The organism is Apibacter sp. B3919 (genome assembly GCF_026537405.1).
In the GTDB taxonomy this organism is placed as follows: Bacteria; Bacteroidota; Bacteroidia; order Flavobacteriales; family Weeksellaceae; genus Apibacter.
The window spans coordinates 152,735-175,784 of the sequence record NZ_JAFNMG010000005.1; the positions used below are offsets into that span (position 1 = coordinate 152,735).

At 32.7% G+C, this 23,050-nt stretch carries 12 protein-coding genes; 3 read left to right on the plus strand and 9 right to left on the minus strand.

The features are described 5' to 3' along the window. Window positions 1-270: 270 nt before the first annotated feature. The 3 genes from J3U20_RS09130 to J3U20_RS09140 form a co-directional block, all read right to left on the minus strand. Window positions 271-1,497, minus strand: coding sequence for a glycerophosphodiester phosphodiesterase family protein (locus J3U20_RS09130; protein ID WP_160542971.1), 1,227 nt, complete (start codon window positions 1,495-1,497; stop codon window positions 271-273). A gap of 330 nt (window positions 1,498-1,827) precedes the next feature. Continuing rightward, entirely contained in the window at window positions 1,828-3,186 is a 1,359-nt protein-coding gene (gene pgtP, locus J3U20_RS09135; protein ID WP_160542972.1) for a phosphoglycerate transporter protein PgtP, read from the minus strand. A 61-nt stretch (window positions 3,187-3,247) separates the two neighbouring features. After that, the gene (locus J3U20_RS09140) at window positions 3,248-4,822 is read right to left on the minus strand and encodes a glycerol-3-phosphate dehydrogenase/oxidase (RefSeq protein WP_160542973.1); all 1,575 of its coding nucleotides are present in this window, start codon (window positions 4,820-4,822) and stop codon (window positions 3,248-3,250) included. A 289-nt stretch (window positions 4,823-5,111) separates the two neighbouring features. On the opposite strand from J3U20_RS09140, the gene J3U20_RS09145 reads away from it, so the two are divergent. Then, window positions 5,112-5,879, plus strand: coding sequence for a DeoR/GlpR family DNA-binding transcription regulator (locus tag J3U20_RS09145; protein ID WP_105296437.1), 768 nt, complete (start codon window positions 5,112-5,114; stop codon window positions 5,877-5,879). A gap of 67 nt (window positions 5,880-5,946) precedes the next feature. Here J3U20_RS09145 and glpC read toward each other — a convergent pair whose 3' ends face one another. The 5 genes from glpC to cycA all read right to left on the minus strand — a co-directional run bounded on the left by glpC (window position 5,947) and on the right by cycA (window position 13,182). Continuing rightward, entirely contained in the window at window positions 5,947-7,161 is a 1,215-nt protein-coding gene (gene glpC / locus J3U20_RS09150; RefSeq protein ID WP_160542974.1) for an anaerobic glycerol-3-phosphate dehydrogenase subunit GlpC, read from the minus strand. Continuing rightward, window positions 7,142-8,422, minus strand: coding sequence for a glycerol-3-phosphate dehydrogenase subunit GlpB (gene glpB / locus J3U20_RS09155; protein ID WP_160542975.1), 1,281 nt, complete (start codon window positions 8,420-8,422; stop codon window positions 7,142-7,144). Before glpB ends, glpC begins: the two co-directional genes overlap by 20 nt. After that, a complete protein-coding gene (gene glpA, locus J3U20_RS09160) occupies window positions 8,412-10,073 on the minus strand; it encodes an anaerobic glycerol-3-phosphate dehydrogenase subunit A (protein ID WP_160542976.1) in 1,662 nt (553 codons plus the stop codon). The genes glpB and glpA overlap by 11 nt, the downstream gene beginning before the upstream one ends. 587 nt (window positions 10,074-10,660) lie before the next feature. Next, window positions 10,661-11,479: a 1,4-dihydroxy-2-naphthoyl-CoA synthase gene (gene menB / locus J3U20_RS09165; RefSeq protein WP_105296433.1), complete on the minus strand. Its 819-nt coding sequence runs from the start codon at window positions 11,477-11,479 to the stop codon at window positions 10,661-10,663. A gap of 233 nt (window positions 11,480-11,712) precedes the next feature. Then, a complete protein-coding gene (gene cycA / locus J3U20_RS09170; protein WP_324126031.1) occupies window positions 11,713-13,182 on the minus strand; it encodes a D-serine/D-alanine/glycine transporter in 1,470 nt (489 codons plus the stop codon). A gap of 94 nt (window positions 13,183-13,276) precedes the next feature. Here cycA and J3U20_RS09175 point away from each other — a divergent pair, with 94 nt between their 5' ends. Together J3U20_RS09175 and lpxB are read left to right on the plus strand one after the other, a co-directional pair. Further along, window positions 13,277-14,056 carry an alpha/beta fold hydrolase gene (locus J3U20_RS09175; RefSeq protein ID WP_160542978.1) on the plus strand — a complete coding sequence of 260 codons (780 nt, stop codon included), beginning with the start codon at window positions 13,277-13,279 and terminating at the stop codon, window positions 14,054-14,056. Between the two features lie 202 nt (window positions 14,057-14,258). Then, complete coding sequence (lpxB, locus tag J3U20_RS09180; RefSeq protein ID WP_160542979.1) at window positions 14,259-15,377, plus strand: lipid-A-disaccharide synthase; 1,119 nt, start codon at window positions 14,259-14,261, stop codon at window positions 15,375-15,377. A 38-nt stretch (window positions 15,378-15,415) separates the two neighbouring features. Here the strand turns inward: lpxB and J3U20_RS09185 are convergent, their stop codons facing one another. Next, window positions 15,416-22,918, minus strand: coding sequence for an MBG domain-containing protein (locus J3U20_RS09185; protein ID WP_160542980.1), 7,503 nt, complete (start codon window positions 22,916-22,918; stop codon window positions 15,416-15,418). Window positions 22,919-23,050: the final 132 nt, after the last annotated feature.

Consider the following 23,050-nt stretch of genomic DNA (forward strand, 5'->3'; position numbering starts at 1 on the left):
ATTCTTTATTGATCAACTAATGGCTAGATTTTTTACTTCGTGTTTTTTTATAAGATTATTTTTATTAATAGGATCTGATTAAAAAATGAGATGTGATAGTAAACGATTGACGCGTATCTAATTTTTATATTTTAATTAGGCAAAATTTTGATAAGTAGTTTTTTACTGTTTAATGAAAGGGTTATTTTCAATTTTGTTAAACTTCTTAAGAAAACAACATTTAAACTATATCGAAGTAATAAAATTGAAAATAACCTATAATTTTTTTGTTTAGTAGCCTAAATCTGCCAATATGGTTTTAGCATCTTGATAAGCCGGTCCTCCTTCTCTGAGTTGCTTTTCATGATAGAAACGAATTGTTAGATCCGATTGATTGGTAAACATTCCATCATAAAAAGAAAAATATTTAATCATTTGTCCCTCATTATCGAAAGAATAAGGATGTATTTTCATACCTGATTGGTGTATTAATTCTGCTTGCCAAGGATTTAATAATTCCGGCCAATTGTCGGGTGGAGTTCCTCCGGCAATAGAAGGACCAATAAACTGTGCTAAATTTTCAATTCCGAAATTAATATGCTTTATATAAGTGGCTTGTTGGTCATCATGTATATCATCCGGCCCGGTACCTTTCCAAAATAATAAAGCGGTTGGAATTTTTCCTTTAAATAAATCTTTTAAAATCAGTAAGCTATTATGAGAAAAAGTCTGTAATACAACTTTTCCATTGGTATTTCCGACATTTACTTTACCGTTTTTAAAATGGGCGGTTTCTGTAGCCGGTTTTTCAATAATGTTCCATCCATGTCGATTCAATTCCTTTACTAAAGCATGCTCTATTCCGGGATTTAAACTGGGCTCTTTAGTTTCAATATAAATTCCGGGTCTGTTTCCATTATCTGCCGGGTCATCTTCATATTCAAAAGTATATTTTCCGTTTATTTTTTTCCAAATTCTTTCTCCGTTAGAATCTCTTTTTAAACGTTTTCCTTGTGCAAACATTAGTAAGTCTTCCAAGGTGCTGATATATTGTTTTTGAGAAGAGAAGCTAGGTCTGGCTCTGTCGGGTGATGTATTTTTATCATGGTTAAACCAAGTACCGGCATCCAACTTTAATAATTCTTCATAAGTAAAGGTAGAGGCAGGTTGAGTTGCTCTGTCCGGATAGATATCTTTTATGTTGGACGTACGGGTCAGTACATTGTCATGCACTACTAAAATTACGCTGTCTTTGGTAATTTGAAGATCAGCTTCCAAATAATCGGCTCCCATATTTCGCGCCCATCTATATGCGGACTCTGTAGACTCCGGTGCCCAATAAGACGTTCCTCTGTGACCTATTACAGCATTTTCAGGAACATAATCCCTTACTTTTTGCATTTCAGGAGATAAATGAAGAACTTCTTCTTTACTGTTTGTGGATGCGTTATCATCGCTACTACATGATAATGCTATCATACTTAAACATGCTAATGTAACCAGCTTATTATTTCTCATATAACTATTATAAAAAAGTGAATTTAGTTTGAATTTAATTTTTGAGATATCTTGCTACTTGATGGTATTTCTTTTCAATGCTAATAGGTTTTGATTGTGAAAAATTTTATTGGTGGCTCTATTTACATCATATCTAAAACAGAATTTTTAACTCTTATTTTATAACTCATGTTTTATCTTTTATCAATCATTATTTTTTTCAAATAATTTTCAATTAAATCAGAGCTTTTATTCAGTAATGGATTTATACATCCATTTGTAATTCATTCCAAAAAATTTTATCACAATCAAAACTTATTAAAAACAGAAAAAGAATGTATTTTTATATTGTTATTTATTTTTATCCAATTCTTGTTCTTTTTTGTAAGTGAAAGCCATAAATATAATGGATAAAATGCCGCTGCCAATTAACAATTGGAAGCTTGCCGACCATCCAAGGGATTCAACAACTTTTCCCATAACTATATTAGCAAGTAATGAAGTACCGATAAAATAACCGAAGAAACCGGTAAGACCTGCAGCAGTTCCTGCTGCATTTTTAGGAGCTAAATCTAATGCTTGAACACCTATTAACATCACCGGACCATAGATAAAGAATCCTATTGAAGTTAATGCGATTAAATCAACTAATTTACTGTCCGGATTTTGCCAATACACAACTATTGATACAATTACCAATAACATAAATATAATGGTAGTCATGGCTCTTTTCCCTTTAAATATCTTATCACTAACCCAACCACATAATAAGGTTCCCGGTATAGCAGCCAATTCATAATAGGTATAGGCATTGCTGATATCACTTTGGGAATATCCTTTTACTTCTGAAAGATAGGTAGGAGCCCAGTCTTGCACTCCGTATCGGATAAAGTAAACAAAGGCGTTTGCGAATGCAACGAACCAAAGCATTTTATTATTTAAAACGTATTTGAAAAATATTTCTTTAGTTGATAATACTTTTTCGGAATCTTTAGAATAATTAGGAGGGAAATCATTTTTATATTCTTCAATGCTCGGCAAGCCGCATGCTTGAGGATTGTCACGAATAAGAATATAAGAAATTATGGCGATTAGGATGGCAATTCCTGCAGGAAACCAAAACATTCCTACTTTCCAACTTAGAACACTCATACTAAGAGATGAAGCGAAAAGAATTCCCCATTTGGTTACCTGACCTAATAATCCACCACCAACATTGTGAGCTAAATTCCATATAGCCATTTTTGTTCCCCTTTCTTTAACAGAAAACCAATGAGTCATCACTCGTCCACAGGGAGGCCAACCCATACCCCCGAACCAACCCACTAAAAATTGGAAAACGGCCATTACGGTAATATTATACATTCCTATGGAAGTTCCTGCTATAATGGTTGAAACCGCAGCTAAAATTAATCCTAAAGGAAGGAATTTTCTTGCATTACTTCTATCTGAAATACCCCCCATGATGAACTTAGATAAACCATACGCAGTAGCATTGAATGAAAAGGCAATTCCGAGGTCAGATTTAGAAAAACCCATTTCAACTAAATAAGGCATAGCCAATGAAAAGTTTTTTCTAACAAGATAATAGGCGGCATATCCTATAAATATTCCTATGAAGACCTGAAGCCTCAATTGCGTATAGGAAGATTTAACTTCCGATTCCGGCTTACGTTCAATAGGCTTAGGTGGAGCTAAAAAATTTGACATTTTTTTAATTTTATAATAGAGTTAATTATTTTTTTAATGAAAAAATGATAGACAACTTATTTTAGTAATTAACTAATAAATAACCTTTGGCTAAATCTTGGAACTCTTTAGTTTCTTTAACAACCCAATTGTCATCATATCCTAATTCGTTAGCTATAATTTTTGCTACCGATTCAGCTGCATCTATAGCAGCGCGCGCATCAACAAATAATAGTCGAACTCTTCGGGCTAATATATCTTCAACTTTTTGCGCCATCTCTTGTCTAACAGCCCATACAATTTCAGCTTTTGTATAGTCATGGTTTGGATGGATTTTTTCTGCATATTCAGGATTTTCTTGCTGAAGTTTTTTGATAGCCGGTATATCGGAACCATAAACATATAAATGATTGGTTCTGTCTACTTGATTTGCCGGCATATTCCCGTGAATGGAAAGATTAACTGTTTTACAAGGTTTACGATCAATTTTTCCGGTCTCTATGGCTTTATCTATAAAGTCTTCTGCCATTTGTCGGAAGGTTGTCCATTTTCCACCGATAATACTTAATAATCCGGTTTCTGAAACTAAAATTTTATGATTTCTAGATACTTCTTTAGTGCTTCCTCCTTCTTTGTCAGGAGCCGCTAATGGTCTTTGTCCCGCAAAGATGGATAATACGTCTTTTCGAGTAGGTTTTTTAACAAGATATTGAGATGCTGTATTAAGTACAAATTCAATTTCTTGTTCCAAAGCTCTAGGCTCTAAACTTGGGTGATCAACTAATACATCTGTGGTACCTACCACTAGTCTGTTATGCCATGGAACGGCAAATAATACCCTTCCGTCGCTGGTTTTAGGAATCATCAAAGCATTATCTCCCGGTAAGAATGATTTGTCTAATACTAAGTGGATCCCTTGACTTGGAACAACTGTTTTTTTATGGTTAGGGTCATTCATATTAAGGATGTCATTAGTAAATACACCGGTGGCATTTAATACTACCTTTCCTTTTACTTCGTATTCGGTACCGTTAATTTCGTCTTTAACTTTTACACCTGTAATTTGGTTTTTATCATCTTTGATTAAACCGGTTACTTTCATATAGTTTAAGATGGCTCCCCCATTTTCTACAGCAGTTTGGGCAAGATTTACAGCCATACGAGAATCGTCAAACTGTCCATCGTAATATATTACCCCTCCATGTAGACCGTTAGGTTCTACAGTAGGTAGCATTTCCAGCGCTTTGCTTTTACTGATATGCTCGGATTTTCCTAAGCTAAGTTTTTTCGAAAGCATATCATATATTTTTAGCCCAATGGTGTAAAAAGGACCATCAATCCATTTATAGTTAGGTATAACAAAAACTTGTTTTTTCGCAAGGTGACTGGCATTTCTTTCCAAAAGACCTCTTTCTCTTAGTGCCTCTTTTACTAAGGCAATATCTCCTTGTGCTAAATATCGAACACCTCCATGAAGTAATTTTGTAGAACGACTTGATGTTGCTTTTGCAAAATCATGAGCTTCAAATAAAACGGTTTTATATCCTCTTGTTGCTGCATCTACAGCTGCTCCCAAACCACTTGAACCGCCACCAATTATAATTACATCCCATTCAGAATTTGTATTTAGTTTTGATAATTGATCACTTCGTTTCATTTTGTTTTAATTTAATTGTTTTTTGCTTCTTTTCTGTTGTCGGTAAAATTACAAAAAAAACAATACGAAACAGTATGAAATTTTTTAATATACAATTTTCTGTTGAAATTCCTATAAATTTTAGTTAAAAATTTGATAAAATAAAGGTGTCGGTTGTTAATTAATGGAATAAAAATAAAATAATTTATTGACTATATAGTTGTTAATGATAATTTAATTGACATATTGATAAAATGCAATAAAGATTTAGATTTTATTCTTAACTTTAAACTTTCAAAAATTCCTGATCATGATTAAGCTTAATAGAAGGCAGCAACTTATTATCGATGAATTAGATGAGCATAATTTCACTAAAGTAAATGAGCTTTGTGAAAAATTAAATGTTTCGGCGGTTACTATCAGAAAGGATCTTCAATATTTGGAAAATACCGGTCTTTTATATAGAACACATGGTGGAGCAAGTAAGCAACCTCTCTATGCTTTCGAAAAAAATATTAACGAAAAAGAATTTGTGCAAGTAATGCAAAAACAAAAAATAGCGAAAGCTGCACTTAAGTTCGTTAACGATCAGGATTTTATTATTTTAGCTTCAGGAACTACTGTATATTATTTAGCAAAAATCATTTCAGGATATGAAAAATTAACGATCATTACCTCTTCGTTAAGTGTATCAATGGAGTTGAGTAAGGATTCTTTTATTGATGTAATTCAGCTGGGAGGAAATCTAAGGAAAAGCTCCATTTCCGTAATAGGATCTTTAGCAGAATCCGAATTAAAAAAATTTTCATGTAATAAATTGTTTTTGGGAATAGATGGCATAGACCTGGACTTTGGTCTTTCAACCTCCAATTCAACAGAAGCCCATCTTAATAAAGTAATGATAGAGCAATCGGAGAAAGTCATTGTTTTGGCAGATTCAACTAAAATAAATAAAAGAGGGTTTGGTCAGATTTGTTCTCTGGATAAAGTAGATGTTTTAATTACAGATAATGATATTACGGAAAAAGATCTTACCACTTTAGAAGATAACGGAATAGAAGTAATTGTAGCCAAATAAATTTTGATTTGTTTATAAAAAAAACCCTTATGATTTTTCATAAGGGTTTTTTACTGAAAATATAATATCAATCCTCTAATGCATTGGCAATTATACTAAGGGGATGTTCACATTTTTTAGTGGTAAACATTTCAATTTGCCATTTACAAGTTTCGCAATCGGTTGCAACAAGATCGAAACCTCCCGTTTCTATTTGATTAAATAATGGATCACCAATTTTTTTAGAAACTTCGTGATTTTCTTTTTTAAATCCAAAAGTTCCGGCAATTCCGCAACAATTAGATTCTAAAACGGTTACTTCTACATTTGGAATAAGTTTTAACAATTCAACGGAATAATACGTCCATCCTAATTTTGCCATGTGACAAGGGGTATGATACGCAATTTTTAAAGGTTTATTTTTAAACTTAAGTTTAGTGTCAGAAGAACTCAGTAATCGGTAAATGTATCGAGTAGCTAATTCTACTTGATCTTTAACGGAACTATTATCTACTCCCAAAAGATGAGAATGTTCATCACGTACAGTAAACGTACAGGAAGAAGAAGTAGTGATTACCGGAAGTTTTTTGTCTATTACGGATTTGCGAATTTCAGCTTCATCGATGGTAGCGTTTTTCTTAGCTTTATCTATAAAACCGTTTGATATTAAAGCAATACCGCAACATCTTTCTTTTTCAAGAAGTTGAATCCCTATGTTCAATGAGTTAAGAACTTTGATCATATCCTTTCCAAGCTGCGGATTATTATAATTTACATAACAACCGTGAAAATAAGATACTTGTGTTGGATATTTTTTTTGTTCTTCAGCAACATTTTTGTACCAACTTCTGAACGTACCGAATGAATATTTGGGAAGGCTTCTTCTCTTATCTATTTTTAAGATAGGCTCAATTAAGCTTTTAACCGGTTTAAAAGAAGTCATTGCATTCACAATAGGAGCAAATGGAGTAGCCAGTGTACCCATAAAGTCCGTGTGAGCAAGAATTACATCTCTTAAAATAGGTTTTTTCTTGCTGTATTTAATGCGAGCCATCTGGATTATATCTCCAATCTTAACGTTAGATGGACAAGCAACTTCACATCTTTTGCAGTTAATACAATATTTTAAAGATTCGTCATAAAATTCAGGGTCTTTTAAACGTAATCTTTCTCCATCAGGGCCGGAATGTTTTGGTCCCGGATAATCGGGATTTACTTTGGATACGGGACAATACACCGTACAGATCGTACATTTAATGCATTGTTCGAAATTATTTTCACTTTTATTGAGCAATAGGTTCATAGGTCTTTTCTTTAATTAAAATTTGTTCAGCTACATATAATGCGGATAAAAAGGAAACACCTGCACCGCAACCTTCTTTTAATGGATTGAACCCACTAAGAATGGCACCTGCCACATATAAATTATCGATAGGCATATCGTTTTTTATACCGTGAAAATTTTTGTCAGTTTTAACACCAAACTGTTGATAATTTTGCTTTTCAAATAAATTACTATTATACCAATCTGCTCGATCTTGTAAATAATCCGTATCAAGGTCAAATACAGGTTCATAAACTTGTTTACTATCAGCTAATAATCCTTGACTAAAAAAGCTTCCGGAAGAAAGTATTACGTTTTTGGCAGAAATTGGAATATTTCCGTGGTTAAGTGTATATAATTCGGTAACTTGATTTCCTTCAATGTTGGCATGGGTTACGCTGTCTCCCAGCATAAAAATACCGCCCAATTTTGTGAAATAATCTTTTAGATATAATTGAGTACTAACACCTACTAGGGAAGGAGGGAAGGTCGGTATTAAATATATAGGTTTTCCTACCTTTTGAATGAGTTTAGGTAATACATCCGAATTTCTAAAGCCAATACAATCAGGGAAAATAATAGCATCGCATCCTTGACTTTTTTCAGTGAGAATTTTAGCCAGAAGATCTTGGTTATCTTCTTTGTCAAATACAAAGGAGAGGTTAGTAGATCTAAATTCGCTCGGATTTTTTCTGATTGTATTTAATTCCGGTAAGTTGAAATAGTTGATGGTAGTTTCCACACCTATTTTTTCAAATGCTTCGGAAATAAAATCAGGATTAAAATCTAAAAATCCCTCAACATTTATAATTGCTGCTTTTTTAATCGGAAATTTTCCATCTTCAAAAAAAGCAAAATTTGGCATGGTTAACCAAGTGGGTTTTATCATACCCATAGGGGTAATTCGATAATGATTTTTAGTTGAAGACCCTTGGATTTTTATTCCAATTCCATTTAGAAAATTTTTAGCTTCTTGGGCTAATTCTTTAAATTTAGATTCGCCCATTTTGGTATATGGATGATTTGGCGCTTGTTTAGAAAGTTCTAATAGGGAAGCTTCCGGGTTATTAACAGGCGTTCCGTCCGGAAGATTGTTTAGCAAATCGAAAGAACCTGAAAAAAAATGTAAAGCACTTTGTCCGGAAGAGATAATAGCACATTTTTGCCCTTTCTGCATTAATCTAATTCCACTAACCAATCCGGTTAAACCACCTCCTACTATTACTGTATCAAATTTCATCTTTTGCTTTTTTAATTTGTTCTTGTGTCATATCTAATCCGCATACTCCTTCATAAACCCAACTGGTAAATTCACTTTCTCTTAAAGTATCGCCCCAGGCAATAGGACGTATTCCTTTCCATCTTTCATTAAGGAAAATGGTTAAATCTTCTTTAGATTTATCCGGGCTTAAAACTTGATAATGGTTCATTAATCCGGCTGCTCTACAGGCACAAAGTTCTCCTTGACAGGTTCCCATGCCAACACGAGTTCTTCTACGAAGATCAATTAGATTGTTGACATGTAATTCATTAATAGCATATTCGACTTCTCCGACTGATACTTCCTCACATTCACAAACTAAACTATTTTCCGTAACCTTGTTTGCTTTTAAATTCTCTGCCATATCTCCCAATCTGTAAATGGCAGATTTACGTATGGTAGTTGGTACTGAAGTCATTTTTTGATTTATTTCTTCAGTACTTTGTTGAGATCCCGGAAGATTGGATTCAGCGGTTGTACAAGGAGTTGTATTGTTTAATTTTTTACATACTAAGTCTGTAGCCCATTCAGCCATTAATCGGTACGTCATTAATTTACCACCGGTAATGGTGATAAAACCTTCCAGGCCATCTCTTGTAGCATGGTCTAATAAAACGATACCTCGGCTAACATTACGTCCTGTAGGATCATCATCGGAAGCTACTAATGGTCGCACTCCTGCATACCCACGTAATATTCGGGTTTGAAGCAGGGTAGGGGATAGTTTTCCACCTTCACGGATTAAGATGTCTACTTCTTCAGGAGTAACATACATGTTGTCAATTTCTTCGTAAGGGACATGGGTGGAAGTTGTACCTATTAAACAAATGGTGTCTCCGGGTACGAGGATATCAGAGTCCGCAGGTTTACGACAACGGTTTAATACCATATTGTTAACTCTGTGTCCAAAAATAAGAAGTGATCCTTTAGCAGGAAACATTTTTATTTTTAAATCAGCATACTCCGCAATTTTTTGCCCCCATATTCCTCCGGCATTTACTACTACAGAAGCATATAAATTTTTTTCCTGTTTAGTTATATGATCATAAACTTTTACTCCGATAACTCTGTTCTGCTCTTTAATTAATCCTAAAACTTCATGGTAGGTTTCAATGGTTGCTCCATGTTGTTTAGCATCTACTATATTAGAAAGAGTTAAACGGAACGGATCTACAGTTCCATCTGGTACAACTACTGCACCGATTATAGAAGGATTCGCAGAAGGCTCTAAATGTAATGCCTCTTTAGGGTCGATGGCTTTAGCATCAATTCCAGCAGTATGGCAAGCCTCTATAAATTTAGATTGAAAAGCAATATCGTCTTCCGGTAAGGTTAAAAAAAGACCGTCTGTTTTTTCAACACAATGGCTGGCGATACGTTTTAAGATCATATTTTCTTTGATACATTCTTCAGCGGATTCTCTATCAGTAACCGCATAACGGCTGCCGCTATGTAGTAATCCGTGATTTCTTCCCGTAGCTCCTGTAGCTATATCGTGACGCTCTAACATAAGCGTACGCAATCCTCTCCTTGCACAATCTCGGGCAGTTCCGGCACCGGTCGCACCTCCTCCGATAACAATTACATCCCAAGTGTTAGTTTTACTAGAATTAGATAATTCTGTTTTCACAAATGTTTGGTTTTATTTTAGTAGCAAAATTACGAAAGAAAACGAAACAATATGGAGTTACTATTCTGATATTAATCATTTTTTAAAAAAACAGATAAGATAATTTTTTCTTATCAATATATGATTGATGAATTAGATTAATTATTACTTAATTAATTGTAAAAGTTTTAATTAATTAAAATTTATTTACAAATTATTATGATGAAAATTTTTCTAAAAATTTTCTAATAGGGCCTACTATTACTTTTGTTTTTATCTGAAAAAGCGGTTTTAAAACGTAAGTAATGGTAAAATATTATAAGGGAGAAATAGTGATTTTTTTAACGATGGAAAATAAAATAGATTTAATGGACTTGTATTTTTTTGTATACTATCTTTACCAATTATAAAATGAAAGATAAGAGTATATAGAACTAAGAGACTTGATAATCAATGAAATTATTTCATCATTTAAAATAAAGTTTTTAATAGATAAAAATTATTGATGTAGTTTTAAAATGATATTGTTTTGTATGAACGATATAAAACAAAGTATTTTCATATTCAAATAAAAAAAGTTCCTTGATTAAGGAACTTTTTTAATATTATTAAGGAAATTTAGGGAATTTTTTAAAATCGGGTTTACGTTTTTCCAAGAAAGCTTTTTTACCTTCTTGGGCTTCATCCATTAAATAATACATAAGGGTAGCATCTCCGGCTAATTGCATTAGACCATGCTGCCCGTCAAGCTCAGCATTTAAACAACGTTTTATCATACGTAATGCCATTGGACTTCGTTGCTGCATGATTTCACACCATTCTATGGTGGCGTCTTCAAGTTGTTCCAAAGGAACAACTTTGTTTACCATTCCCATTTCTCTTGCTTCTTCAGCGGTATATTGTTGGCATAGGAACCAAATTTCTCTTGTCTTTTTTTGACCAATACTTCTGGCAAGGTACGATGAACCAAAACCACCGTCAAAGCTTCCAACTTTCGGACCGGTTTGTCCAAATTTAGCATTTTCGGAAGCTATTGTTAAATCACAAACGACATGAAGCACATGTCCTCCTCCGATAGCATATCCGTTTACCATAGCAATTACCGGCTTAGGAATTTCCCTTATTTTTTTATGTAATTCCAATACATTTAATCTAGGTACTCCATCTTCTCCTACGTAGCCGCCAACACCTTTTACATTTTGATCGCCTCCGCTGCAAAAGGCTTTATCTCCCGCTCCGGTTAGAATGATTACATCAATTTCGGGATGCTCTCGACAATATTCCATTGCTTCAATCATTTGAAAATTGGTTTCCGGTCGGAAAGCATTATAAACTTCCGGTCGATTAATAGTTATTTTTGCAATTCCATTCCAGTATTCAAATAAAATATCAGAGTATTCTTTTATAGTTTCCCAATTTCTAGCCATATTGTATTAGATTTATTTTCATTGATAATTTTCAAATTTAGGTATTTAATACCTATTATAAAAGTAAGAGTAGTATGCCTTCTTGTGTTTGACCGAACTTTAGGGATAACGGACAAAGCTTTTTAAATTAACTCTGTAAACAATTTAAAATCTTAAATGATTAGTAAAGATCACTTTTTGTTTGAACTAATTGATTTTAGAAAATCTTTTTAAATGGTGAAAGGTATAAAATTCTAAAAATGTGCTTTCCACTGATTTTTTATTTGCTTTGGAATTATTGAGTAGCAAATTCCCAATAATACAAACCATAAAGGAGTAAAAATGAGAGCCTGTCTTGTGTCTTCTTTAAACCAAAAAGCTACAATGAGAAATAAGAAAAACAATAAGGATAAATAAATGGAAAAAAGACCTCCGGGAACTTTATAATTTGATTTTCGGTGAAGTTCGGGTTTTCTCTTTCGGAATGAAATATAGGATATGAGGATCATTGACCAAATAAAAATAAAAAGTACGGTAGCTACTGTAGTTACCAATGTAAAGGCATACATTATATTTTCGTTTCCATAGCAAAGGATTAGTACGGCAGGGAGCAAACAGATGCAGGAGAACGTTAATCCATAGGAAGGAACTGAAGCTTTGGAAAGTTTTCGGAAATAAACAGGTGCTTTTTTACTTAACGAAAGACCGTATAACATTCTACTGGTTGAAAATATTCCGCTGTTAGCAGAAGAAGCAGCGGAAGTAAGTACTACAAAATAAGTTATACTGAATGCAGCAGTTATTCCGGCAAAAGAAAATAAAACAACAAAAGGACTTTTGTCGGGGTCTATAGTTCTCCAAGGCATCACCGACATGATTACGGCTAAAGAAAGTACATAAAATAGAATAACTCGAACAGGAATGGCATTAATAGCTCTGGGAAGAGTTTTTTCCGGATCTTTAGTCTCAGCAGCTGTCGTTCCTACCAATTCTACTCCAACAAAAGCAAAAGCAGCGATTTGAAATCCCGCAACAAATCCGGTAAACCCGGTAGGGAAAAATCCGCCATCGTTCCATATATTGGAAAGCGAGGTAGTTACTCCGGATGGAGATTTGAAATGATTAATTATGAATAGTATACCGATTGCGATAAGGGAAATTATGGCAATAATTTTAATTATGGCAAACCAAAATTCTGCTTCTCCAAAAAGCTTAACAGTTAATAGATTTAAACATAAGAATAATATTATACAAGCTAAGGCCGGAATCCAGGGCGCAACCATATTCGGAAAAAGATATTCTACATATCCGGAAATAGCGATTAAATCAGCGCTTCCGGTAACTATCCAGCAAAACCAATAAGTCCATCCCATAAAAAAACCTGCCATAGGGCCTAATAAATCGGTAGTAAAATCGACAAAAGATTTATAGTTAAGATTGGAAAGGAGCAATTCGCCCATGGCTCTCATGACAAAAAACAAAATAAAACCTATAATGGTATACACCAATAAAATTGATGGACCTGCCAAGTTTATGGTTTTTCCCGATCCCATAAATAATCCCGTTCCGATAGCTCCTCCAATTGCAATGAGCTGTATGTGTCTGTTAGTTAAACTCCTTTTTAACTGATTGTTGGAATTATTCATGTGTTCAATTTTTTTCTTAGTTATGTAATAATTAATTGTTTTGTTGATAAAATATAGTATAAAATTACATTTTTTTATGAAGTTTCACATATAAATTAAATCCTATTTGTGTTTCTATTTAAAAAATAAGTATATTTAAGAATATCCATATTTTTGTAAAAAAGATAATTCAATGGAAAATCGTGTCTTAAATTCAAAAATATTTGAAAATCCCGGAAAAATGCCCTTATTGATTTTTCACGGTTTATTTGGAATGTTGGACAATTGGGGGACTTTAGGAAAAAAATTTTCTGAAACCAATGAAGTACATCTTATAGATTTACGTAATCACGGTAGGAGTTTTCATTCAGATGAAATGAGCTACACAACCATGTCTGATGATATTGTTAATTACATGAAACATTATTCATTAGATAAAGCCATTTTATTAGGGCATTCTTTAGGAGGAAAGGCTGTAATGGAATGCGCTATTAAACACCCTGATCTTGTTGAAAAATTAATAGTTGTTGATATGGCACCTAAAGCGTATCCTCCACATCATCAGCAAATTTTCAAGGCATTGGAAAGCGTTGATTTTTCAAAGGCAAATGAAAAAAAAGATGTTGAAAACATGTTATCTCAGCATATAAGTGATGCCGGAATACTGATGTTTTTAATGAAAAATGTTTACAGAACGGAAGATAACCGTTTCGACTTTCGTTTTAATTTAAAAACCTTAACAGAGAAATACAATCAGTTAATAAATAATACAATTTCTTTTGGAAAATATGAAGGTCCTACTTTATTTATTGCCGGAGAAAAGTCTAATTATATTTTGAAGGAAGATGAATTTTCGATACGTCAACAATTTCCAAATGAAAAAACAGTTGTTATCCCCCATGCAGGGCATTGGGTTCAAGTAGATAATCCTACGGTTTTTTATGAAACTGTAACCACTTTTCTTCAATCTTAATCTGTAAAGATTTTATTCGGTTTTAAGTTATAAGAAGAAATTTTTTACACGTACATACTAATCTAAGGATTGTAAAAATTAGTATAAGAGAAATTTAAAATACGTTGGAGACAGATTGATTATTAAAAAGGAGGAAGAACGTATCTTTACAAGAGTAAGAAGGAAGGTTCGAACATTTTCTACCTTAAATTTTAAATAAAATATGAAATACTACATAATTGCGGGAGAGGCCTCAGGAGATTTACATGGTTCTAACCTCATGAAAGAAATTAAAAAAGAGGATCAAAACGCAGAATTTCGTTTCTGGGGAGGAGATTTAATGCAAGCCCAAGGGGGAAAAATGGTTAAACATTATAAGGATTTATCTTTTATGGGCTTTCTTGAAGTAGTGGCTAATTTAGGTACTATACTGGGTAATATTAGCTTATGTAAAAAAGATATTACTGCATATAAACCGGATTGTGTGATCTTTATTGATTATCCCGGATTCAATCTTCGCATTTGTAAAAGTGTGAAAAAATTAGGGATAAAAACATTTTATTATATATCTCCTCAATTATGGGCCTGGAAATCCGGAAGGGTAAAGATTATTAAAAAATATATTGATCGAATGTTTGTAATTCTTCCTTTTGAGAAAGATTTTTATGTTAAATATAATTATCCGGTGGATTTTGTGGGACATCCTTTATTAGATGCTTTAAATTCATTACCGGAACTTGATCAAAATAAGTTCAGAAAAGAGCATGGTCTCTCGGATAAGCCCATAATAGCATTACTGCCGGGTAGTAGAAAACAAGAGATTAAAAAGATGTTATCTCAAATGTTATCTGTGGAAAAAGATTTTTTATCTTATGAGTTTGTCATTGCAGGTGCGCCCTCTATTGAAATAGAGTTTTATCAACAATTTTTGAATTCACATGTAAAAATCGTTTCCAATCAAACGTATAATTTATTGAGGATCTCTCAAGCTGCTTTAGTTACCTCCGGAACAGCTACTCTGGAAACGGCTTTACTGAATGTGCCTGAAGTGGTTTGTTATAAAGGCAGTAGAATTTCTTATGAAATAGCCAAAAGATTAATAAAGCATATACAATATATTTCTTTAGTTAACTTAATCATGGATCGAAAAGTAGTAACCGAGCTTATCCAAGATGATTTAAATTACAATAATTTAAAGAGTGAATTAACTAAAATATTGGAGCCGGAAAATGCAGTAAACATTAAAAAGAATTATTTAGAGCTCAGGCATAAGCTGGGAGACTCCGGAGCTTCCTCTCGAACGGCAAAACTGATAGTTGAAGAATTAAAAAAGGATTCCTAATTTAGGAATCCTTTTTTTGTAGTTATTTGAAAATTATTTTACTCTTTAACGATTTTAAATACTTTGTTTTTATATTTTAAAATATAAACACCGGAATAATAACCGTTAAAATCGACTTCTTTTATTTTTTCTCCCGGAGCAATGGTGGTTTCCATAATTAATCTACCCATAAGATCATACATGCTAATTGCTTCTTTTTTAGTCAGTGGTTTTGAGAAAACTATTTTTAAAGTAGTTGAAACCGGATTCGGTGCTATTTTAATTTCTTCATCTTCAACTGTAATATCATCTACTCCCAGTGAATTCTTATTTATAACTAGTTTTACATTTTTAGAAGAAGATAAATAATTTGAACTTTCATTAGCGGTAATGGTAATATCATAAGAACCTTCTTCAATATATCCTTGTTGAGGAGAATAAATTAAATTAGTTTCTTTATGATTTAAATTGGCTTGGACATTTTTCACCGAACCATCATAAATGAAAGTTTGTATGTCATCAGCAGAAATAACAGACTTAGCCTTATCTATTATTAAAGATATTTGCTTAGATACTTCCAAATAATTTTGAGTTTCAGGAGCACTTACGGTTACTTTATGTATACCCGCATTAATAAAGCTCTGTGGCGTATAAATTAAATTAGTTTCCGTATGATTCAAGGTCGCTGTTACATATTTTGCAGAACCGTCATATGTAAATTTTTGACTTTCATCAGCAGAAATGTTTGCCACTGCCTTTTTAATTATTAGAGTTATTTGTTTGGATGCCTCTTTGTAATTTTTGGACCCCGGAGCAAAAACGGTAATAACATATTCTCCTGCATTTCTAATTTCTTGTGGACTATAAATTAAATTTGATTCTGTATGGTTCAGGGTAGCTGTCACATTTTTTACAGAACCATCATAAGTTAATGTTTGCGTATCAGAACCGGAAATAATGGACGGAGCTTTATCGATGGTGAGAGTCGCCGTATATTCTGCAGTACCATAATTAGGGTGATTTAATTTAGCTTTAACTAAATAGGAACCGGCATTTGTATGACCATTATTTTCATAAGAAACTTGAGTTGATTCCGGTATACCTGTAAGCGATAAACTATGTGGTTTGCCATCATATATAAATGATTTACTTTCCAATAAGACAGAAGCCGGAAATGAATTAGTTGCAACAATTTTTAATTTAATATCTTTTGAAACTTTATTGTAATTAGTAGTTTCAGGAGCACTGGCGGTAATTATATAAATTCCTATATCTGTATATCCTCGTTGAGGTGCATAGGAAATTACAGCTTCGTCATGATTAAGTCTGGCAGTAACTTTTTTAACGGTTCCATCATAATCATATGTTTGGAATTCCGGAGCCATAATTTCAGCATCAGCCTTATTAATTTTTAATGTTATAGTTTTGGATGCTGCCTTATAATTTTGAGTGGCTGGAGCTTCAATGGTAATTTTATAAGTTCCTGCATTGATATAGCCGCCTTCATTAGGGACAAATTTGATTGCTGTTTCGTTGTGATTTAGGTAAGCATTAACTTTTTTAACTGTTCCATCATAGGTGGCAATTTGTATCTCTTCGGCTGAAATTATTGTAGTAGCTTTTTCAATTTTTAAAGTAATTATTTTAGAAACTTCTTTATAATTATCAGATTCAGGCGCACTCACTGTTATAGTATATTCCCCGGCATTAATATAACCTTGTGAATAAATTAAATCAGTTTCCGTATGATTAAGGGTAGCTGTCACATTCTTAACTAAACCATCATAGATAAATGATTGTACATCATCAGCGGAAATAATTGCCTTAGCCTTATCAATGGTTAAGGTAGCGGTATACTCTGCTTTACCATAATTAGGATGAGTTAATATCGCTGTAACCAAGTATGAGCCGGCCTTTATATGTTCATTATTTACATATGTAACTTGGGTAGATTCCGGTAATCCGGAAATTACTAAGCTATGAGGTTCTCCGTTGTATGTGAAAGATTTATTTTCCAACTTCACAGAAGTCGGGAATTTGTTAGGATAATTAATTTTCAACATAATTTCCTTAGAAACTTTTTTATAATTAGATGTTTCAGGAGCATTAGCTGTAATAGCATAGGATCCTACCTCAGTATATCCTTGTTTAGGACTATATGTTACATGAGCTTCTTTATGATTTAAAATAGCCTTTACATTTTTAACAGAACCATCATATGAAAAAATTTGCGTATCATCTGCAATAATGGAAGCTTCTGCTTTTTCAATTCTTAAAATTACGGTTTTAGAAACAGATTTATAATTATCAGTTGCTTTAGCAGAAATGGTAATTGTATATTCTCCGGCATTTGTAAATCCGTTTACCGGTGAAAAGGTTAATTCGGTTTCATTATGATTAAGGGTAGCTGATATCTTTTTTAAATTTCCATCATAAGTAAATGTTTGTACCTCATCGGCCGTAATTTCAGCATTAGCTTTTTCAATGTTTAAAACGATTTGTTTTGAAGAATGTTTATAATTATTAGACTCTGCAGCTTTAGCGGTAATTGTATATTTACCCGCCTGACTGTATCCTTGTTGTGGAAAATAAGATAAGGATGTCTCATTATGATTTAGCGAAGCCGTTACAACTTTTTCTTTACCATCATAAGTGAAATTTTGTAAATCTTCAGCGGATATAATTGAAGGAGCTTTATTAATAATTAATTGAGCGAATAATTGAGCATCTTTATAATTTTTATGTATTAAAGTGGCGGTTACTGTATATGTTCCACTTTTAATTTTATCATTATTTTCATAATTAATTTGTGTGCCTTCCGGATAACCTTCAACAAATAAACTATGTGGATTACCATCATAAGTAAATGTTTTACTTTCTAATTTAATCGTTGACGGATAAGAAACAGCTTTATTAATATTTAAAGTAATGGTTTTAGTAACAGCTTCATAATTAGAGGTAGAAGGAGCACTAACAATAATTTTATAGGAACCGACATCTGTATATCCTCTTTGTGGAGAATAGGTTAGTATGGCTTCGTCATGGTTTAATTGAGCAACTACATTTTTTACTGTTCCATCAAAAGTATATGTTTGAATTTCGTTAGCGGTGATTAAAGCCTCCGCTTTTTTAATTATAAGTTTAACTTTCTTTGAAACGGATTCATAATTTGTTGAAGCGGGTGCATTTATAACAATATCATAAGAACCTGATTCCGTAAAGCCTTTTTGAGGGCTAAAGGTTAAATCTGCCTCATTATGGTTTAAAGTTGCAGAAATGTTTCTTTGCTTACCATTATAGAAATAGGTTTGTACATCATCTGCAGAAATTATGGATTGTGCTTTTTCAATAATTAATTTTACATCAAATGATGCTGCTTCATAATTTTTGGTTTGTTTTGTTTTTAATGTTATTGAATATTCTCCGGCATTAATATATCCTTTTTGGGGATGAGAATCAATGGTGGTTTCCTTGTGATTAATAGAGCCGGTAACAGTTTTTTCCTTGCCGTCATATGTATATATTTGTATGCTTTGGGCTGTAATTACAGTTTTTGCCCTTTTAATTTTTAATATTACTTTCTTGCTGGCCTTTTGGTAATTATCTGATTCCGGAGCTTCAATGTTTATTTCATAGTCTCCTGCATCAATATATTTATTTTTAGGTAAATATTGAAGTTGGCTTTCCGAATGATTAAGAGTGGCACTTATATTTTTCTCATTACCATCATAAATAAAACTTTGTTCGTCTTCAGCTGTAATAATTGCTTCAGCTTTGTTTATTATAAGGTAGTTGTTTAGAATCAGTGTATTATAATTATTGTTTGTTATAGTGGCTGTCACCAGGTATGTACCGGAATTAATCGGTTCTTCTGTATTTTTAGGATATGAAGTATGATTAACTCCTTCGTATTCATATTTTATTTCGGTATTGTTGGGAAGTTTATCTGAAACAGTGATAACATTATTATGTTTATCACCATTGTAAGTAGTTACTTTCTCGTTAAGTTTAATACCGTTAAAATTTGCCTTATTAATTAGTAATTTACCATGTATCAACAGGGTATTATAATTAGGGTTACTTACTGTTGCCGTTACAAGGTAAGTACCGCTATTTACTGGTTTATTTTTTTGTTTAGGGTAGGATGTTGCATTAATGCCTTCGTATTCATACACTATATCGGTTTCTGCCGGTACAGTTCCGGTAACCTCCATAGATTTTTCTAAACCATCATAAGTAACACTCATTTCAGGTAATGATATATTAGTAAAGTTTGCTTTTTCTATAACTAATATAATATCTTTTTTTGCGGCAAGGTAATTTTTTGTTTCAGCAGATTTTGCTGTTATGGTATACCCTCCGGCATTTACATATTCTTGTTGAGGTTCATAGGTAATTGAAGAATCAGTATGATTATGGGAAGCGAATACTTTCTTTTCTTTTCCATCGTAAATGTAGGTATATAAATCATCCGAGACAATTTCAGTTATAGCTTTATTGATAGTCAAATTTGCCGTAAGAGTTATTTCGCAATCGGTTGATTCAGAATTATTTTTTAATTGAACGATTACTAAATAAGTTCCGGCATCAACAGGAGCGTCAGAACTTTCATTATAAGAAGTATTCCCGATACCTTTATATTTGATTTCTGCACTTATATGATCCGGAAGATCATTTAAAACAATTTCTTTAGGTGTTCCATCATAAGTTACTTCTGTGTCATTAATTGTAATATCATTAAAGCTGTTACATGAGGTTTCATTTTGATATTCATAAGCACCTATATCTACGGTTTTGTTAACAATTCGAGGGTTGTTGTCTAAGTCTTTATTCGTTGCAGTTATATACTCATTATTACCCTTATTTATAACCGGACTGTTTGGATTTAATTTATATCCGTCTTCGAATAAAGGATCAGTTTGACCGCTTAAATTAAAATTATCGGTGGAAAAATTGTACTGAACTAAACTATAATTAAAAATAGGTTTTTTACCTTCATCATTTGAGGTTGTATTGGGTCTGTTGCCCCAAATAATACTATTGTAAATTGTTGGGTCAGCAGAATTACAATATAAACCACTGCCCTTGTTAGCCGAAACTTCGTTATCTGAAACAGTGACATTTGTAAATTTAGATCCATCTGTTTCTTCCATATAAATACCTCCACCTATGTGGGATTTATTTCTAACAATTAAAGAGTTAGTTAATAATAAACCGGATTTTTTATTAAAAATACCTCCACCTCTACCAATTACATATTTATTTTTGGAATAAATGGTAATAGAATTATCAGCAATTAGTACATTAGTTAGTTTGGGTTGTATTGATTCATGATTATATATTCCGGCACCAACAGTACTATTAGTTGCTTCAATTTTATTATTATTAATGGTAACATTAACTAGGTTAGGTGATGATTTGTAATTATAAACACCACCACCACCAATTACCTCACTACCTTTTAATATATTATCTTTTATTGTAACATTGCTTAATAAAGGGTTTGATACATCAATTATTAAACCGGCTCCGGCATTCACTGCTTTGTTTTCTTCAATAATCAAATTTTTTAGTTTGGGCGATGAATTGGAAAGATAAACTCCTCCTCCATATCCTGTAAAAATCCAACTATTATTTAGCATAATGTGACAAAGGGTATTAAAAGGCTTTTTATTACATGCATTAGTAGCTAGGCTTGCATTACCTCCTTTTATAGTGAATCCGTCAAGAACAGTTTTTCCGGCATCTCCTGATGAAATAACAACATGGTAAACATTATCCCCTTGAAGTGTAGTACTATTATTTATCCAATCTCTTTGACTAACGGATGTTTCTGTACCAGTAAATCCACCATAAATTTCTACATTTTTTGGTAATACAAATGATCGATCATTAGCATTTCCTCCATCACCTGCAGTATATAATGGAGAATAAGAACCTTTTGCAACCCATATTTGGTTAACCTGTATCTTATTACCCATATTTTGCTCTTCAGCAATTTTTAAAGCATCAGCTAATTCTCCCAAAGCGTTTTCCCAAGAGCTCCCGTCTCCATTACTACCTTTTTTAACATATAAAATGTCTTGTTTGGATCTGAAACCGGGCATAAAAACTGAAGTTCTATTGGCATCCAGAGTATAACTGAAAGCTACACTAAAATTAAATAACGGATAAGGTTTGCCATGTAAAAAACTCCCGTCCTTATCTTTAGGTTCATTGTCCGGTCTTAAGGTTGTTTCTGATTTTTCTCTTGGATAGATATATTCGCCATCCTTTTTAGCATCCAAATCTACATAAGTAAAAAAAGCAGGATAGTTATCACTATCCCTTAGGTTTCCGGCTTTAATCAATAATTTTTTATTATGAAATATATTTTGCTGTCCGTATATGACCTCTACATTTCCGGTAATAGCATTTGTACAAGAAATAATTATCGTATTATTATTCGAATCAATTTTTACCTCAGATATTTTTTGTTCCACCCCGTTATTCTTTATTTTAAATCCATAATTGGGAAGTGCTTGCACAAGATTGGTATCAAATACCATAGGTGGTTGAGGTACATGAAATATAATCCCCACTGAATTCGAAGATATACGATAGATTTGTTTAGGTTGTAAAGGTTTAAAATCTTCGCCTAGTACTTGGGTTTTATAATACACTTTTGCCAACATTTCACCATACCATCTGTATCCGTTGGCATCCATATGAATTCCTCTGTGTGGCAAATGATAAATTGGGCCGGCATTTATAATGTCATCATATGTATTTGATAACTCTAATTGAGCGAGTCCAATATTGAGATTATCATCATTTCGTAACGATCCTACTTGATACGTAATAAAAACCGGTTTTTTAGTTTGCCCATAAGCATTCATGATATCTTTCTGCATATCATTTTTTAATTCAACTAGAAGCTTTTTATAACCGTATTTGTCAAGAGTAGCACCACTTTTATTATCATCATGAAGAGTAAAATAATTGTATTCTCCTTGAAGCCAAAAAATAGCCGGAGTGACCATTTTGTAACCATTAGATCGGGCAATATTTGCAGCAGATTCAACTGATTTTAAAAAATAATCATTATAATAATTTTTTTGTAAAGCCCCATTTTTAGATAAAGCTTCAATGCTTTTTCCATTTTCTCCATCGGAAGAAGCCAGATATTTAATACCTGCTTTGGGTTGCTTTAATTGTAAATGGTTTACCAGGCCTACCAAAGGAGTTTCCGCCAACGTGATGGATGCTCTGTTTTTAGGATAATTTTGGTACATTATAGCAGTGGAAGCTTTCAACGGATTAAAGTCCGTGAAATGGGTATTTCCCTGCTCGATCCAGACTTGATCTCCTATCATATAGTTTCCTTCAATATTTTCGGTAGATAGAGCGGGATACGATTGAGCTCCGGTGGACAAACTTTGTCCATACATAATTAGATGTTGGTAGGTTCTTTCTTTAAGTGTTTGAGAAGATTCTGTAAGTATTGAATTTTTTTCTTGCGAATAAAGGGACCCAATGCCTATAGTTTGCAGTAAAATAAGAACAAAATATAGATGTTTCATAAATCAACTATTGATCAAAAAAATTAAATAATTAATTAAATTATCAAAGTGAATGAAGTAATCTGATTAATAAAGAATATTTAAATAGAAATATATGAACAAATATAATAAATTGATAGTAAGAACTATTTA

Bases quoted from the DNA above. Each gene is read 5' to 3' on its own strand.
- J3U20_RS09130 (WP_160542971.1), bottom strand. From the start codon at position 1,497: ATGAGAAATAATAAGCTGGTTACATTAGCATGTTTAAGTATGATAGCA.
- pgtP (WP_160542972.1), bottom strand. From the start codon at position 3,186: ATGTCAAATTTTTTAGCTCCACCTAAGCCTATTGAACGTAAGCCGGAA.
- J3U20_RS09140 (WP_160542973.1), bottom strand. From the start codon at position 4,822: ATGAAACGAAGTGATCAATTATCAAAACTAAATACAAATTCTGAATGG.
- J3U20_RS09145 (WP_105296437.1), top strand. From the start codon at position 5,112: ATGATTAAGCTTAATAGAAGGCAGCAACTTATTATCGATGAATTAGAT.
- glpC (WP_160542974.1), bottom strand. From the start codon at position 7,161: ATGAACCTATTGCTCAATAAAAGTGAAAATAATTTCGAACAATGCATT.
- glpB (WP_160542975.1), bottom strand. From the start codon at position 8,422: ATGAAATTTGATACAGTAATAGTAGGAGGTGGTTTAACCGGATTGGTT.
- menB (WP_105296433.1), bottom strand. From the start codon at position 11,479: ATGGCTAGAAATTGGGAAACTATAAAAGAATACTCTGATATTTTATTT.
- J3U20_RS09175 (WP_160542978.1), top strand. From the start codon at position 13,277: ATGGAAAATCGTGTCTTAAATTCAAAAATATTTGAAAATCCCGGAAAA.
- lpxB (WP_160542979.1), top strand. From the start codon at position 14,259: ATGAAATACTACATAATTGCGGGAGAGGCCTCAGGAGATTTACATGGT.
- J3U20_RS09185 (WP_160542980.1), bottom strand. From the start codon at position 22,918: ATGAAACATCTATATTTTGTTCTTATTTTACTGCAAACTATAGGCATT.